At 63.9% G+C, this 12979-nt stretch carries 10 protein-coding genes; 4 read left to right on the top strand and 6 right to left on the bottom strand.

Translation table 11 applies throughout. The features are described 5' to 3' along the window. Positions 1-179 precede the first annotated feature (179 nt). The 3 genes from ACQ4WO_RS01760 to ACQ4WO_RS01750 are packed head-to-tail and all read left to right on the top strand — an operon-like array spanning position 180 to position 5665. A complete protein-coding gene (locus ACQ4WO_RS01760) occupies positions 180-1304 on the top strand; it encodes an efflux RND transporter periplasmic adaptor subunit (RefSeq protein ID WP_436479975.1) in 1125 nt (374 codons plus the stop codon). Then, on the top strand, positions 1297-4401 hold the full coding sequence (locus ACQ4WO_RS01755) for an efflux RND transporter permease subunit (RefSeq protein WP_436479974.1): 3105 nt from the start codon (positions 1297-1299) through the stop codon (positions 4399-4401). The genes ACQ4WO_RS01760 and ACQ4WO_RS01755 overlap by 8 nt, the downstream gene beginning before the upstream one ends. Continuing rightward, positions 4388-5665 (top strand): TolC family protein, encoded by a 1278-nt coding sequence (locus tag ACQ4WO_RS01750; protein WP_436479973.1) that lies wholly within the window; start codon positions 4388-4390, stop codon positions 5663-5665. The genes ACQ4WO_RS01755 and ACQ4WO_RS01750 overlap by 14 nt, the downstream gene beginning before the upstream one ends. A 69-nt stretch (positions 5666-5734) precedes the next feature. Here ACQ4WO_RS01750 and ACQ4WO_RS01745 read toward each other — a convergent pair whose 3' ends face one another. From ACQ4WO_RS01745 to ACQ4WO_RS01720, 6 genes are all read right to left on the bottom strand, one after another. After that, a complete protein-coding gene (locus ACQ4WO_RS01745) occupies positions 5735-5932 on the bottom strand; it encodes a hypothetical protein (RefSeq protein ID WP_436479972.1) in 198 nt (65 codons plus the stop codon). 80 nt (positions 5933-6012) lie between these two features. Beyond that, positions 6013-6930 (bottom strand): site-specific tyrosine recombinase XerD, encoded by a 918-nt coding sequence (xerD, locus tag ACQ4WO_RS01740; RefSeq protein ID WP_225242529.1) that lies wholly within the window; start codon positions 6928-6930, stop codon positions 6013-6015. Continuing rightward, positions 6927-7427 (bottom strand): methylated-DNA--[protein]-cysteine S-methyltransferase, encoded by a 501-nt coding sequence (locus ACQ4WO_RS01735; RefSeq protein WP_436479971.1) that lies wholly within the window; start codon positions 7425-7427, stop codon positions 6927-6929. The genes xerD and ACQ4WO_RS01735 overlap by 4 nt, the downstream gene beginning before the upstream one ends. Positions 7428-7852: 425 nt before the next feature. Further along, on the bottom strand, positions 7853-9133 hold the full coding sequence (locus ACQ4WO_RS01730; RefSeq protein WP_034746868.1) for a TRAP transporter large permease: 1281 nt from the start codon (positions 9131-9133) through the stop codon (positions 7853-7855). Then, a complete protein-coding gene (locus tag ACQ4WO_RS01725) occupies positions 9130-9702 on the bottom strand; it encodes a TRAP transporter small permease (RefSeq protein ID WP_436479970.1) in 573 nt (190 codons plus the stop codon). Before ACQ4WO_RS01725 ends, ACQ4WO_RS01730 begins: the two co-directional genes overlap by 4 nt. 116 nt (positions 9703-9818) lie before the next feature. Further along, on the bottom strand, positions 9819-10811 hold the full coding sequence (locus ACQ4WO_RS01720) for a TRAP transporter substrate-binding protein (RefSeq protein ID WP_436480631.1): 993 nt from the start codon (positions 10809-10811) through the stop codon (positions 9819-9821). 136 nt (positions 10812-10947) lie between these two features. On the opposite strand from ACQ4WO_RS01720, the gene ACQ4WO_RS01715 reads away from it, so the two are divergent. Then, positions 10948-12960 carry a sensor histidine kinase gene (locus tag ACQ4WO_RS01715; protein ID WP_436479969.1) on the top strand — a complete coding sequence of 671 codons (2013 nt, stop codon included), beginning with the start codon at positions 10948-10950 and terminating at the stop codon, positions 12958-12960. The last annotated feature ends 19 nt before the right edge of the window (positions 12961-12979 follow it).

Genomic DNA, 12979 nt, shown 5'->3' with positions numbered 1-12979 from the left:
GCCGCAGCGTGCGCACACGGAACCTGAAGAATGATTCAGGCGTTCTTGGGCGCTTCTTCAGGAGCACATTGCTATGCTTTCCCGGCGCTGTACTGATATTGCCCGCGCCCCCTCTGACCGCCCGCCTGGGCACGGCATTCACGCATGCCCCATCACCATCAATAACAAGGAAACACGGGATGAACACGACCACCCGCAACGCCCTGGGCGCCAGCTGCGCCCTCGCTCTCGCCTGTTCGGCCCTGGCCGGCTGCGCCAAGCCGACAGCGGCATCCACGCCGCCCGCCCAATCGATACACCTGGACGACGGCAGCATCGCCGTCGACAAGATGTCGCCGCTGCGCCAGCGCCTGCAGATCGCGCCCGTACAGGAACAGGACATCGCCACGCAGACGCAGGCGCCCGGCAGCATCGAAGCGATGCCGGAAAAACTGGTGAAAATCACGCCGCCGCTGGCCGGGCGCATCACGCGCTTGCAGCGTTCACTGGGCGACAGCGTGAAGGCGGGCGACCCGCTATTCACGCTCGACTCGGCGGAACTGAGCACCGCCTACGCGGACGACAGCAAGGCCAAGTCCATCCTGCTGCAGGCGCGCCAGGAACTCGAGCGCCAGAAGACCCTGTTCGACGCGGAAATCGCCGCGCGCAAGGAGTACGAAGCGGCACAGGCAGCCTACGACCAGGCCGGCAGCGACGCCCGGGCCAGCGCCGACAAGCTGGCCCAGTACGGCGCCGGCGCGCGCGGCACCCGCCGCGACTATGTGCTGCGTTCACCGATCACCGGCACCGTGATCGCCGTGGAAGGCGCCCAGGGCGGCTACTGGAACGATATCAACGCACCCGTCATGACCGTGGCAGACCTCTCCACCGTGTGGCTGTCGGCCAACGTGGCCGAGCGGGACCTGGCGCAGGTGGCCGTGGGACAAACGGCCAGCATCACCGTCGACGCCTGGCCCGGCAAGGCTTTCGAGGGCAAGGTCGCGTATGTCGGCGCCGTGCTCGATCCCGAAACGCGCACGGTGAAGGTGCGCGTGGCCATCGACAACCGCGCCGGCGCCTTCAAGCCGGGCATGTTCGCCCACGCGGGATTTGCCGGCGCTTCCCGCCGCGCCCTGCTCGTGCCGGCCGCCGCCGTCCTGCAAAGCGGGCCGTCGATGCGCGTGATGGTGGAACGCAGCCCGCTGGTATTCACACCGCGCACGGTGCAGGTGGGCGCCAGCCATGGCGAGCAAGTGGAAATCGTCTCGGGCTTGCGCGCGGGTGAACGCATCGTCGTCAAGGAAGGAGTGCTGCTCAATGATTGACCGTTTCATCGCCACCTGCTGCCAGCGGCGCGGCATCGTCTGGCTCGTGCTGCTGTTCGTCGCCGCCTACGGCGTCTATTGCTGGAAGCAGCTGCCCATCGAAGCCTATCCCGACATCGCCGACGTCACCTCGCAAATCGTCACGCAGGTGCCGGGCCTGGGCGCCGAGGAAATCGAGCAGCAGATCACGATTCCGCTGGAACGCGCGCTGCTGGGCACACCGGGCATGCACGTGCTGCGCACGCGCAGCCTGTTCGCGCTGTCGCTGATCACCGTGGTGTTCGAGGATGGCAGCGACGGCTACTTCACGCGCGAGCGGCTGCAGGAACGCCTGGCCAGCGTGAACCTGCCCTACGACGCCAAGCCGGGGCTCGATCCCTATACCTCGCCCACGGGCGAAATCTACCGCTACACCCTGGAATCGACAACACGCTCGCTGCGCGAACTGTCCGAACTGCAGTTCTGGACCGTGATCCCGCGCCTGCAGCAGGTGCGCGGCGTGGCGGACGTGAGCAATTTCGGCGGCCTGACGACGCAGTTCATGCTGGAACTCGACCCCGCAAAGCTGGACAGCTACGGCTTCTCGCTGGCGCAGGTCAAGGACGCCATCAACGCCAACAACATCAGCGGCGGCGGCAGCGTGATCGACCGCGGCCAGCAATCGTACGTGGTGCGCGGCGTGGGCTTGCTCCATTCGCTCGACGACATGGGCAACGTCGTCGTCAGCAGCAAGAATGGCGTGCCCGTCCTGGTGAAGGACCTGGGCAAGCTCGCTTACGGCAACGTGGAGCGGCGCGGCATCCTCGGCAAGGACGACAACCCCGACACCATCGAAGGCATCACCCTGCTGCTCAAGGATTTCAATCCATCCGAAGCGCTGGCCGGCATCCATGCGGCCGTGGACGACTTGAACGCCAACGTGCTGCCGAAGGACGTCAAGGTGGTGCCCTACCTGGACCGCAGTTCGCTGATCGACGCCACCCTGCACACGGTGGGATTTACCCTCGGCGAAGGCATGCTGCTCGTCGCGCTCGTGCTGCTGCTGTACCTGGGCAGCCCGCGCGCCGCCGCCATCGTCGCGCTGACGATTCCGCTGGCCCTGCTGATCGCCTTTATCTTCATGCACCATTTTAAAATTCCAGCCAATTTGCTGTCGCTGGGGGCGATCGACTTCGGCATCCTCGTCGACGGTTCCGTCGTAGTGCTGGAAAACATGCTGTGCCGCCGCGAACGGGAACAGGAGCGCCCCCTCAGCCTGCAGGACGCCATCGACGCGACCCTGCAGGTGGCGCGCCCCATCATGTTCGGCATGGCCGTCATCATCGCCGCCTATCTGCCCCTGTTCGCTTTCCAGCGCATCGAGTACAAGCTGTTCTCGCCGATGGCGTATGCGGTGGGCGCGGCGCTCGTGGGCGCGCTGGTCGTGGCGCTGGTGCTGATCCCGGGCCTGGCCTGGCTGGCCTTGCGCAAGCCGCGCCGCATGCCACACAACCGCGCGCTGGACACGCTGGCGGCCGCGTACGGCCGCTTCCTCGAGCGCATGGTGGGCCGTAAGCGCTGGGTGGCGATGGTGTGCGCAGGATCGCTCGCAGCGCTTGCCATCCTGGGCGGCAGCATCGGGCGCGACTTTTTACCGTACCTAGATGAAGGCTCCTTGTGGCTGCAGGTGCAGATGCCGCCCGGGATCACCCTGGACAAGGCGTCCGAAATGGCCAGCGAACTGCGGCGCGCCGCGCTGGAATTCCCGGAAGTGTCGACCATCGTCACGCAGACGGGACGCAACGACGACGGCACCGATTACTGGACGCCGTCGCACATCGAAGCGAGCGTGGGGCTGCATCCGTACAAAAGCTGGAAGTCCGGCATAAGCAAGCAGCAACTGATCGCGAAAATGAATGCACGCTTCGCACGCATGCCTGGCATCACCGTGGCCTTCATGCAGCCGATGATCGATGGCGTGCAGGATAAATTGTCGGGCGCGCACAGCGACCTGACGGTGAAAATCTTCGGCAACGACCTCGATGAAGTGCGCGCCATCGCCGGCAAGGTGGCCAATGTCCTGAAGACTGTCCACGGCGCCTCCGACGTGGCCGTGGACGTGGAGCCACCCTTGCCCAACCTGAAGGTGGAACTGGACCGCGCCAAGGCGGCGCGCTACGGCATCAATGCCGCCGACGTGGCCGACCTGATTTCCACCGGCATCGGCGGCGCGCCCATCGGCCAGGTCTATGTGGGCGAGAAAAGCTACGACATCGCCGTGCGCTTTCCGCCCGCCACGCGTTCCAGCCCCGACGTCATCGCCAGCTTGAAGCTCGCGGCCGCCAACGGCGCGAAGATCCCGCTGGCGCAGGTGGCCACCATCAGCACCACCTCGGGCGAAAGCGTGATCGTGCGCGAGATGGGACGGCGCCACATCATCGTGCGCCTCAACGCCCGCGGGCGCGACCTGGCCGGCTTCCTGGCCGAAGCGCGTCCGCTGGTGGCGCAAACCGTGGCAGGCGAGCACCAGCGCATCAGCGTGGAATGGGGCGGCCAATTCGAAAACCTGCAGCGCGCGCAAAGCCGTTTGGCGCTGATTCTGCCGATGACCCTGGGCGCCATGTTCCTGCTGCTGTTTGGCCAGTTCCGCAATCTGCGCCAGCCCGCGCTGGTCTTGCTGGCCGTGCCGCTGGCCATGCTGGGCGGCCTGGCCGCGCTGCATTTGCGCGGCATGACCTTGAACGTGTCGAGCGCCGTCGGCTTCATCGCCCTGTTCGGCGTGGCCGTATTGAATGCCGTGCTGATGCTGGCGCAGATCAACCGCTTGCGCACCGACGAGAGCAAGAGCTTGCGCGACGCCGTGCTCGAAGGCGCGCGCGACCGCATGCGCCCCGTGCTGATGACGGCCACCGTGGCCGCCCTGGGGCTGACGCCGGCCATGCTGGCGACGGGCCTGGGCAGCGACGTGCAGCGCCCGCTGGCCACCGTCGTGGTGGGCGGCCTAGTGACGGCGACGGCACTGACCTTGTTGCTGTTGCCGGCCCTGTATTACCTGATCGAGGCGCACCTGCAAAAACGCCAGACGCATACCGAAGGAGAACCCCATGACGCGTTTTAATGTACTGCTGGCGGCTTGGCTGATCGCGCCCTTCGCCAGCGCCGCCCCGTTGACTTTCGAGGCCTATTTGTCCGCCGTGGAAAGCCACAGCCTGGAACTGCAGGCGCAGCAGGAAGGCATCGTCTCGGCCAAGGCCGGCATCGGCATCGCCGGCCTGCGTCCCGATCCCGAGTTCACCGTGGGCGCCACGCGCGAAACCGTGCGCAGCACCGAGCACCGTCCCGTCACGTGGAACCCGGCCATCAGCATGGCCATCGAGACGGGCGGCAAGCGCGCCGCGCGCATCAAGGCGGCGCACAGCAATGTCGCGCTGGCCGAGGAAACGGTGGCCGGTTTCAAGAGCGAACTGTATGGCACGGCCGCCGCCGCGTTCACGGAAGCGTGCCGCACGCGCGACGTCCTCGCGCGCAAGGAGCAGACCATGGCGGCCTTGTCGACAGTGGTGGAAGCGAACGCCGTGCGGCGCAAGGCGGGGGACGTGGGCGGCATCGAGCTGCTGCAGTCGCGCGTGGAGCGCGACCAGTTCCAGGCCGAACTTGCGCAGGCGCGCAGCGAGGCGGACAGTGCCATGTTGAATTTGTCGCCGCCGCTGGGGCGCCAGTTCGACGCGCTGTTTCCGGACGCGCAGCTGGCCTGCGACTTCGCTGCATACGAAGACAAGGATGCCAGGGTGCTGGTGCCGCAAGCGCTCGGCGCCCGCAGCGACGTGCGCATCGCCCGCGCCACCGTGGACAATCTGCGCGACGGCGCGGCGCTCGTGCGTGCCAACCGCGCCGTCGATCCGACCGTCACCGTGGGCCTGGCCGCCGCGCGCGGCTACCATGACGGCATCGATGGCAGCGGCAATCCCGTCGACGGTTCGCCCCGCTCGCGCGCCCTGTCCATCTCGCTGGCCATTCCCATCCCCCTGTCGCGGCGCGACACGGGCGATATCGTGCAGGCGGAATCAAGTGTCACGCAGGCGATGCTGGCCCTGCGCCAGGCGGAACTGGCGGCGGAAACGCAAGTGCGCACGGCGCAGCGGCAATTGCGTGCGGCGCGGGACAGGCTGGCGCGCTACCGCGACGGCGTGCTGGTCGATGCGCAAAAGGTGGTCGACGGCATGCGCCTGTCTTACGTCAAAGGCAATGCTTCGCTGCTGGAATGGCTGGCGGCGCAGCGTTCGGCCGATGAAGCCTACCAGGGCTATGTGCAGGCGCGCGCCGATGCCGCCATCGCCAGCACGCAGCTGCAACTGGCGATCGGCCAGCGGCCGAGCTTATAGCGGGGAGAAAGTGGAACGAGGAGATACCGGCGCGGCGATGGTGCCGCGCCGGTCGTCAAGCACGGGGAATTACTGGGGCTGGGCGGGCTCGTCGGTAGCGTCGTCCGCATCGTCCGCTTCAGGCTCTTCACCCTCGGCACCCTCTTCGCCATCGGCCGGCTTCGGATTGTTCTTCGCTTCCAGCTTGCGCCTGGCTTTTTCCTCGGCTTTCTTCTTCTTTTCCAGCTCTTTTTGCCGTTTTTCGTATTGGAAATTTGTCTTGGCCATTTACTACCTCTTTAGTTTTTAGATGTTACAGATAAGCATATAAGGCACATTATGACGTAGTTGGAGCAAACACCAAATGTTTAGCCGCGTGGATGATGCTGCGCATGCAGCAGTTTCAGCCGTTCGCGGGCCACATGCGTGTAAATCTGCGTGGTGGAAATATCGGAGTGCCCCAGTAACAATTGCACAACACGCAAGTCCGCGCCATGGTTGAGCAAATGGGTGGCGAACGCGTGGCGCAGGGTATGCGGCGACAGCGGCGCCGTGATGCCGGCGCTCAGCGCATGTTTCTTGATGATGACCCAGAACATTTGCCGCGTCATGGCGCCCCCGCGCCGCGTGACGAACAGCGCGTCGTCCATTTGCCCGTCGAGGATGATGCCGCGCGCTTCCTTCAGGTAGCGCTCGATCCACAGCCGCGCCTGTTCGCCGAACGGCACCAGCCGCGTCTTGCTGCCCTTGCCCGTGATGCGCAGCACGCCATCGTTGAGGCTCAGTTCCACGGATTTCAAGTCCACCAGTTCCGACACGCGCAAGCCGCTCGCATACATGAGTTCGAGCATGGTGCGTTCGCGCAGGCCCAGCGGCGTGCTCACGTCGGGCGCCGCCAGCAAGGCTTCCACCTGCGCTTCGCTCAGGGTATGCACGAAGCGCGCGGGCTGCTTGGCCGAGACCATCTTCAGGCACGGGTCGGCGGCGATATGCTTGTGCCGCAGGGCCAGCTGGTAAAAACGCTTGAGCACGGACAGGCGCCGGTTCGACGACGTCGCCTTGCTCTCGTCGTGGCGGGCCGCGAAATACGCCTCGATGTCGGCCGTGGAGACCTCGTACAAGCCCTCGCGTCCGGGCCGCGCCACTTCCAGCCAGCGCGCAAACAGCCGCATGTCGCGCCGGTAGGCGTCCAGCGAGTTTTTCGACAGGCCGTCTTCCAGCCACAGGCTGTCGCAGAATTCATCGATCAGGGTAGCGTTGTCGGGCGCCAGCAGGCTGTTCATCATAGGTAAGCCGCCACGCCTTCGTGCGCCAGCAGCCAGCGCTTGACACCCAGGTGGAAACCCGTCGCATCGTCGTGATGGGCAAAGCCGCCCAGGCCGCCAGCGGCCGTGACCCGGTGGCAGGGGATCACCACGGGAAACCAGTTGGCGCCGCAGGCCTGGCCCACGGCGCGCGGTGCCGAGCCGATCAGGCGCGCCACGTCGCCATACGTGCGCACCTGGCCGCGCGCAATGCCGCTGATCGCCGTCCACACCCGTTGCTGATAGGCGCTACCAGAAGCGGCCAGCGGCAGGTCGAAGACATAATCGGGGTCGCGGAAATAGCGCGCCAGTTGCTGGCATGCCCGCTCGGAGACGGCATCCTGCGCGTCTTTCTCGCCAAAGTGCGGCGGCAAATACACCAGCTCGCATACCTGGCCATCCTGCGCGCGCACGCCCATGGCACCGAATGGCGCGGCCACGATGGCGCTGAACAGTTCACTGCCCTGTTGTTTTTTCATCTGCTGATCATTATTCAAGTGTGGCATATATGCAACCTGCCGGCGCCGGAAACCGCGCCACGGGAATTATGCACCGACTTTGGGCGTGCCGGCGGACGTTTCCTGCGCACGAAAAAAAAGCGCACCAGTCGGTGCGCTTCAAATATTGCTTCACGTTCCCGGTCGTTTGGGTCCGCCGGTGCCGGCTTGTGGCCGCAGACAGCTATGACTCAACAACTTCTGTGAAACGTGTGTCTCCTCAATATATCCCCGGTATCAATACCGTTTTTATAGACCACTCCCCCACTAACCTTATTACCAATTCTGTATTTCAGCCTTGCTACCGGGGCGCATATGCATATACGTGTTTCCCCTTGAGGCTGCCCATCATAGCGCATTTATTCGGCCGTATCGACTTTTTTTGCACCATGACGGGGACAACTGTTTTAGTTGTAAATTAAATTTGGCAGCCACAGCGAAATTTGTGGTACGTAGGTGATCAGGCCCAGGAAGGCCAGCATCGTCAGCAGCCACGGCATCACGGCCACGGTCAGCTCCGAAATGCCCATCTTCGTGATGCCGGATGCCACGTACAGGTTCAGGCCCACGGGCGGATGGCACATGCCGACCTCCATGTTGACCACGATCAGGATGCCGAAGTGCACGGGATCGATGCCCAGCTTCATGGCGACGGGGAACAGGATAGGCGCCATAATCAGCACGATGGACGACGGTTCCATGACGTTACCAGCCAACAACAGCAGCACGTTGACCACCAGCAGGAAGCTGATCACGCCCAGGCCCTTGCCCGTGATCCACTCGGCCATCGCTTGCGGGATGTTTTCACTGGTCATCAGGAACGAGAACAGCACGGCATTCGTGATGATGTACAGCAGCATCGCCGACATGGCGGCCGAATCGAGCAAGACCTTGCCCACTTGCTTGATCTTCAAGTCCTTGTAGACAAAGACGGCGATGATGAAGGCGTACACGGCAGCCATGGCGGCCGCTTCCGTCGGCGTGAAGGCGCCCGAATAGATGCCGCCCATGACGATGACGATCAAGAGCAGGCCCCAGGCGCTCTTCTTGAACGTGACGAAGCGCTCGCCCCAGCTGGCCTTTTTCATGCGCGGATAGTTGTGCTTGCGCGCCAAAAACCACGTCGTCAGGCCCAGCAGCATGGCCAGCATCATACCGGGAATCACGCCCGCCATGAACAGCTTGCCCACCGAGGTATTCGTGCTGACGGAATACATCACCATCACGATCGATGGTGGGATCAAAATGCCCAGCGCGCCCGAAGTGGTGATGACGCCGGCGCCGAAACCGCGCGGATAACCCTGCTTGACCATGGCCGGCAGAATGATGGAGCCGATCGCCACCACGGTGGCGGGGCTGGAGCCGGACACGGCGGCAAACAGCGCGCACGCCATCACGCCGGCCAGCGCCAGGCCGCCATGCCAGTGGCCGACCATGGAGCTGGCGAAGTTGATCATGCGCCGCGCCACCCCGCCATGCGTGAGGAAGTTGCCGGCCAAAATAAAGAATGGGATGGCCATGATCTCGAATTTCTCGATGCCCGTGAAAATCTTCAGGGCCACCGATTCGATGGGCACGCTGGTCATGGTAAACAGGAACGTCAGTACCGTCAGGCCCAGCGAAATGGAAATCGGCATGCCGGTCAGCATCAGCGCCAGCAGCAACACAAAAATGATCAGTGCGTTCATGCCTTGCCTCCTTTTTCTTCAGCCGTCAGTTCGTCTTCCAGCCCCTCGACATGCGAGTGGTCGTGTTTCGGCAAGGCGCCCGTCTTGATGAAATGCACCATCACTTGCAGGAAGCGGAAGCACATCAGGTAGGAACCGAGCGGCACGGCCAGGTAGACCAGCCACATCGGCACTTCCATGTCGGCCGAGGTCTGGTCCGTGTGGCCGATCGACCACACGAAGCTGGCGCCCAAAGTGCCAACGATGCCCGTAAACAGGGCGCCGGCAGCCAGGCCGAAGACGATGAAACGGTCGCGCCAGCGCGGGTTCATGCGGTTGATCAGCACATCGACGCCCACGTGGATGCCCGTGCGCACGCCATATGCGGCGCCGAACTTGGCCATCCAGACGAACATGTAGATACACAATTCCTGGGCCCAGCTGGTATTGATTTGAATCAGGAAGTCTTGCAGGCCCGGTATCGGCAGGCCCGCCAGGTAGCGGTGCACGACCGCGACGAAGATGATGAAGGTGGCTGCGCCCATCAGGGTCGCGATCAGCCACTCTTCCAGGTGATCCAGAAATTTCATGGTGGACTTTCAAAGAATGCGGGTACGCTGGCACCCGCGCAGGACGCGCAGGTGCCGTTGCTACAGAAAGACAGGGATGCCCCTGACAGCCGCGCCGGGTGGCGCGGCCAGCGCGATTACTTCGCGCTTTCCTTGTTGATGGCCGAGATCAGATCCTTGCCGATGCGCCCTTCCATGGCCTTCTGCACGGGCGCCAGCGCCTTGCGCCACTCGGCCTGCTCCTGCACCGTCAGGGTATAGATCTGCGTCTTGCCCGCTTTCTTGATGGCGTCAAGGGCCTGGTCGTTGTCGCGCTGGGCGATGGCTTTTTCAAACGTCGTCGCCTCGCGCATGGCTTTTTCCAGCTGGCCGCGGATATCGGGCGGCAAGCCATCCCAGAATTTCTTGTTGACGATGACGGCATAGCCCAGGTAGCCGTGGTTCGACACGGTCACGTGCTTTTGCACTTCATGCATCTTTTGCGTGTACATATTCGATGGCGGATTTTCCGTGCCGTCGACCACGCCCGTCTGCAGCGCCTGATACACTTCCGAGAAGGCCAGCACTTGCGGATTGGCGCCCAGCGCGCGCATCTGCGCGTCGAGTACCTTCGACGACTGGATGCGCATTTTCAGGCCCTTGAAATCGGCCGGCGTGTGCAGCGGCTTGTTGGCCGACATCACCTTGAAGCCGTTGTCCCAGTAGGCCAGGCCCGTGATACCCTTGGGTTCCAGTTTTTTCAGCAGGCTCTTGCCGATTTCGCCTTCGGTGACGTTGTACAGCGCCGTCTTGGTGGGGAAGATGTAGGGCAGGTCGAACGCTTCGAATTCCTTCACGCCCAGCGGGCCGAACTTGGCCAGCGACGGCGCCAGCATCTGCACGGCGCCCAGCTGCAGCGCTTCGAGTTCTTCCTTGTCCTTGTACAGCTGGCTGTTCGGGTACAGTTCGACCTTGACCTTGCCATTCGTGGCTTTCTCGGCCAGCTGCTTGAAGCGCTCGGCGGCCTGGCCTTTCGGCGTGTCGGTCGCCACGACGTGGCTGAATTTGATGACGATGGGGGCTTGCGCGTAAGCGTGGACGCCGGCGGTGGCGCCAATGGCCGCGCACAGCGCGACGAACATGGTTTTCATCTGCATTTTTGTCTCCCGAGTGGTTTTTTAAAAAACTTTATTATTTGTCTATTTGAATATTGTGCCAAAGAAACTGCTTCGGCTATTGTGGTTAACCACAATAGCCGGTTCCCGATAAGCCGCTACCCTGCCAGCCATGCCAACTCCCCCCACCCTTGCGCGCCGCTTCAAGCTATCGAGCCCGATGCGCTGGCTGCTGCCCGTCATCCTGCTGCTGCTGTTCCTGTCCATCCTGTTCTGGCTGCCCTGGCAGGCGCGCCAGATGGAAAGCAACGAACGCCAGGAGCAGCTGATCGCCGACACCCTGTGGGTGGAGCAGACCATCCGCTTCCAGCTGGCGCGCAACGAGGAAAGCCTGTTCAATCTTGGCGTGGACATCGCCAGCGGCTCGCTGTCGGCGGAAAAAGTGCACGAACGGCTGCAGCAGATGTTGCGCAATGGCCGCGAATTGCAGCGCGTGCTGTGGCTCGACACCAGCGGCAAGGTGCTGGCCACCAGCGACAACAGCCTGCCGCACGCGCTGTCGTTTTCGCCGGCCTCGCTGACGGCGGCCGACAATGCGCGCCGTTTGCACCGGGGCCAGTACGCCCAGCCTTCGCAGCAGACGGGCTTTCCCGACGCGCCGCCGGGCGCCATGCTGATGGATTACCAGCAGCCCCTGTTCGATGGCCAGCGCTATGTCGGCAGCCTGGTCGCCACCTACCAGATCAGCAGCCTGCTCGATGAAATGGTGCCGTGGTGGTTCGCCCAGGATAACCAGATTTCGCTGATCGACCGCGACGACAAGGTGCTGGCGCGGCGCGCCGCCGCCGGCCCTGGCCACGGCGTGTACACGCACAAGCGCGCGCTCGACGTGCCCGGCGCCAGCATCACCCTGTTTACCGACAGCGTGAAAAGCCAGCCCAAGCTGCTGCCCAATCTGCTGGTCGGCTCCGTCATCGCCCTGTCGCTGGGTTTGCTGTGGAGCTTGCTGGCCCTGTGGCGCCATATTTCGCGCCGCCTGATGGCCGAAGGCGCGCTGCGCCAGCAGATGCTGTTTCGCACGGCGATGGAAAACTCGCTGGTGACGGGCATGCGCGCGCGCGACCTGGAAGGCAGGGTCACCTACGTGAATCCCGCGTTTTGCCAGATCGTCGGCTATCCGCCCGAGGAAATCCTCGGACGTTTGCCGCCCATGCCGTACTGGGTTCCCGAAGCGCTGGAGGAATACCAGCAGCGCTTCGTCAAGGCCCTGGCCGGCAACCCCACGCCGCAGTTCGAAACCTATTTCCAGCGTCCGGACGGCACGCGCGTGCCCGTGCTGATCTTCGAGGCGCCGCTGGTGGACAAGAATGGCCAGCAGACGGGCTGGATGGGGTCCGTGCTCGACATCTCGGATCGCAAGCGGGTCGAGGAACTCAATCGCCAGCAGCAGGAAAAGCTGCAAACGAGTTCGCGCCTGGCCACCATGGGCGAGCTGGCGTCGATGCTGGCGCACGAATTGAACCAGCCGCTGGCGGCCATTTCCAGCTACACGACGGGCGCCCTGAATTTGATCCGCCGCGCCATCGACAGCGGCGCGCCCGTCGAGCCGAATACATTGAAACCGGCGCTGGAACAGGCCAGCGCGCAGGCGCAGCGGGCCGGCCAGATCATCCGCAGCGTGCACGATTTCGTGCGCAAGAGCGAGCCGCAGCGCCAGGATATCGCCATCCGCACCCTGATCGACGGCATCCGCGCGCTGATCGACCTGCAGGCGCGCAAATACTATGTCACCATCCAGGAAGAGCTGCCGCCGGACCTGCCGCTGCTGCGCGCCGATCCCGTGATGATCGAACAAGTGTTGCTGAACCTGACGCGCAACGCCATCGAGGCCATGCAGGATGCGGCGCCAGGACGGCGTATCATGCGCCTGCGGGCCAGCCACGACGCGCAGCAGGGCATGGTGACGGTGGACGTGATCGACCATGGCCATGGCATTGCGCAGGACGTGGCCGAGCGGCTGTTTTCGCCGTTTTTCTCGACCAAGTCCGAAGGCATGGGCATGGGCCTGAACATCTGCCGCACCGCCATCGAATTTCACGGCGGCGCGCTGACCTTCGGCGCCAACCCCGCTGGCGGCACGATCTTTACCTTCAGCGTGCCGGCCGCGCCAAGCGCGCCGCACTAACGAATAACTAATAACGCAT

Source organism: Janthinobacterium aestuarii (assembly GCF_051380835.1).
Taxonomy (GTDB): Bacteria; Pseudomonadota; Gammaproteobacteria; order Burkholderiales; family Burkholderiaceae_D; genus Janthinobacterium; species Janthinobacterium aestuarii.
The sequence above is the reverse complement of the archived record's forward strand: the minus strand, read 5'-3'. Positions and strand labels throughout refer to the sequence as shown.

What these genes read in the sequence shown, in the direction of transcription:
- ACQ4WO_RS01760 (WP_436479975.1), top strand. Translation starts at nt 180, where the DNA reads ATGAACACGACCACCCGCAACGCCCTGGGCGCCAGCTGCGCCCTCGCT.
- ACQ4WO_RS01745 (WP_436479972.1), bottom strand. Translation starts at nt 5,932, where the DNA reads ATGGCCAAGACAAATTTCCAATACGAAAAACGGCAAAAAGAGCTGGAA.
- xerD (WP_225242529.1), bottom strand. Translation starts at nt 6,930, where the DNA reads ATGATGAACAGCCTGCTGGCGCCCGACAACGCTACCCTGATCGATGAA.
- ACQ4WO_RS01715 (WP_436479969.1), top strand. Translation starts at nt 10,948, where the DNA reads ATGCCAACTCCCCCCACCCTTGCGCGCCGCTTCAAGCTATCGAGCCCG.
- ACQ4WO_RS01755 (WP_436479974.1), top strand. Translation starts at nt 1,297, where the DNA reads ATGATTGACCGTTTCATCGCCACCTGCTGCCAGCGGCGCGGCATCGTC.
- ACQ4WO_RS01720 (WP_436480631.1), bottom strand. Translation starts at nt 10,811, where the DNA reads ATGAAAACCATGTTCGTCGCGCTGTGCGCGGCCATTGGCGCCACCGCC.
- ACQ4WO_RS01750 (WP_436479973.1), top strand. Translation starts at nt 4,388, where the DNA reads ATGACGCGTTTTAATGTACTGCTGGCGGCTTGGCTGATCGCGCCCTTC.
- ACQ4WO_RS01730 (WP_034746868.1), bottom strand. Translation starts at nt 9,133, where the DNA reads ATGAACGCACTGATCATTTTTGTGTTGCTGCTGGCGCTGATGCTGACC.
- ACQ4WO_RS01725 (WP_436479970.1), bottom strand. Translation starts at nt 9,702, where the DNA reads ATGAAATTTCTGGATCACCTGGAAGAGTGGCTGATCGCGACCCTGATG.
- ACQ4WO_RS01735 (WP_436479971.1), bottom strand. Translation starts at nt 7,427, where the DNA reads ATGAAAAAACAACAGGGCAGTGAACTGTTCAGCGCCATCGTGGCCGCG.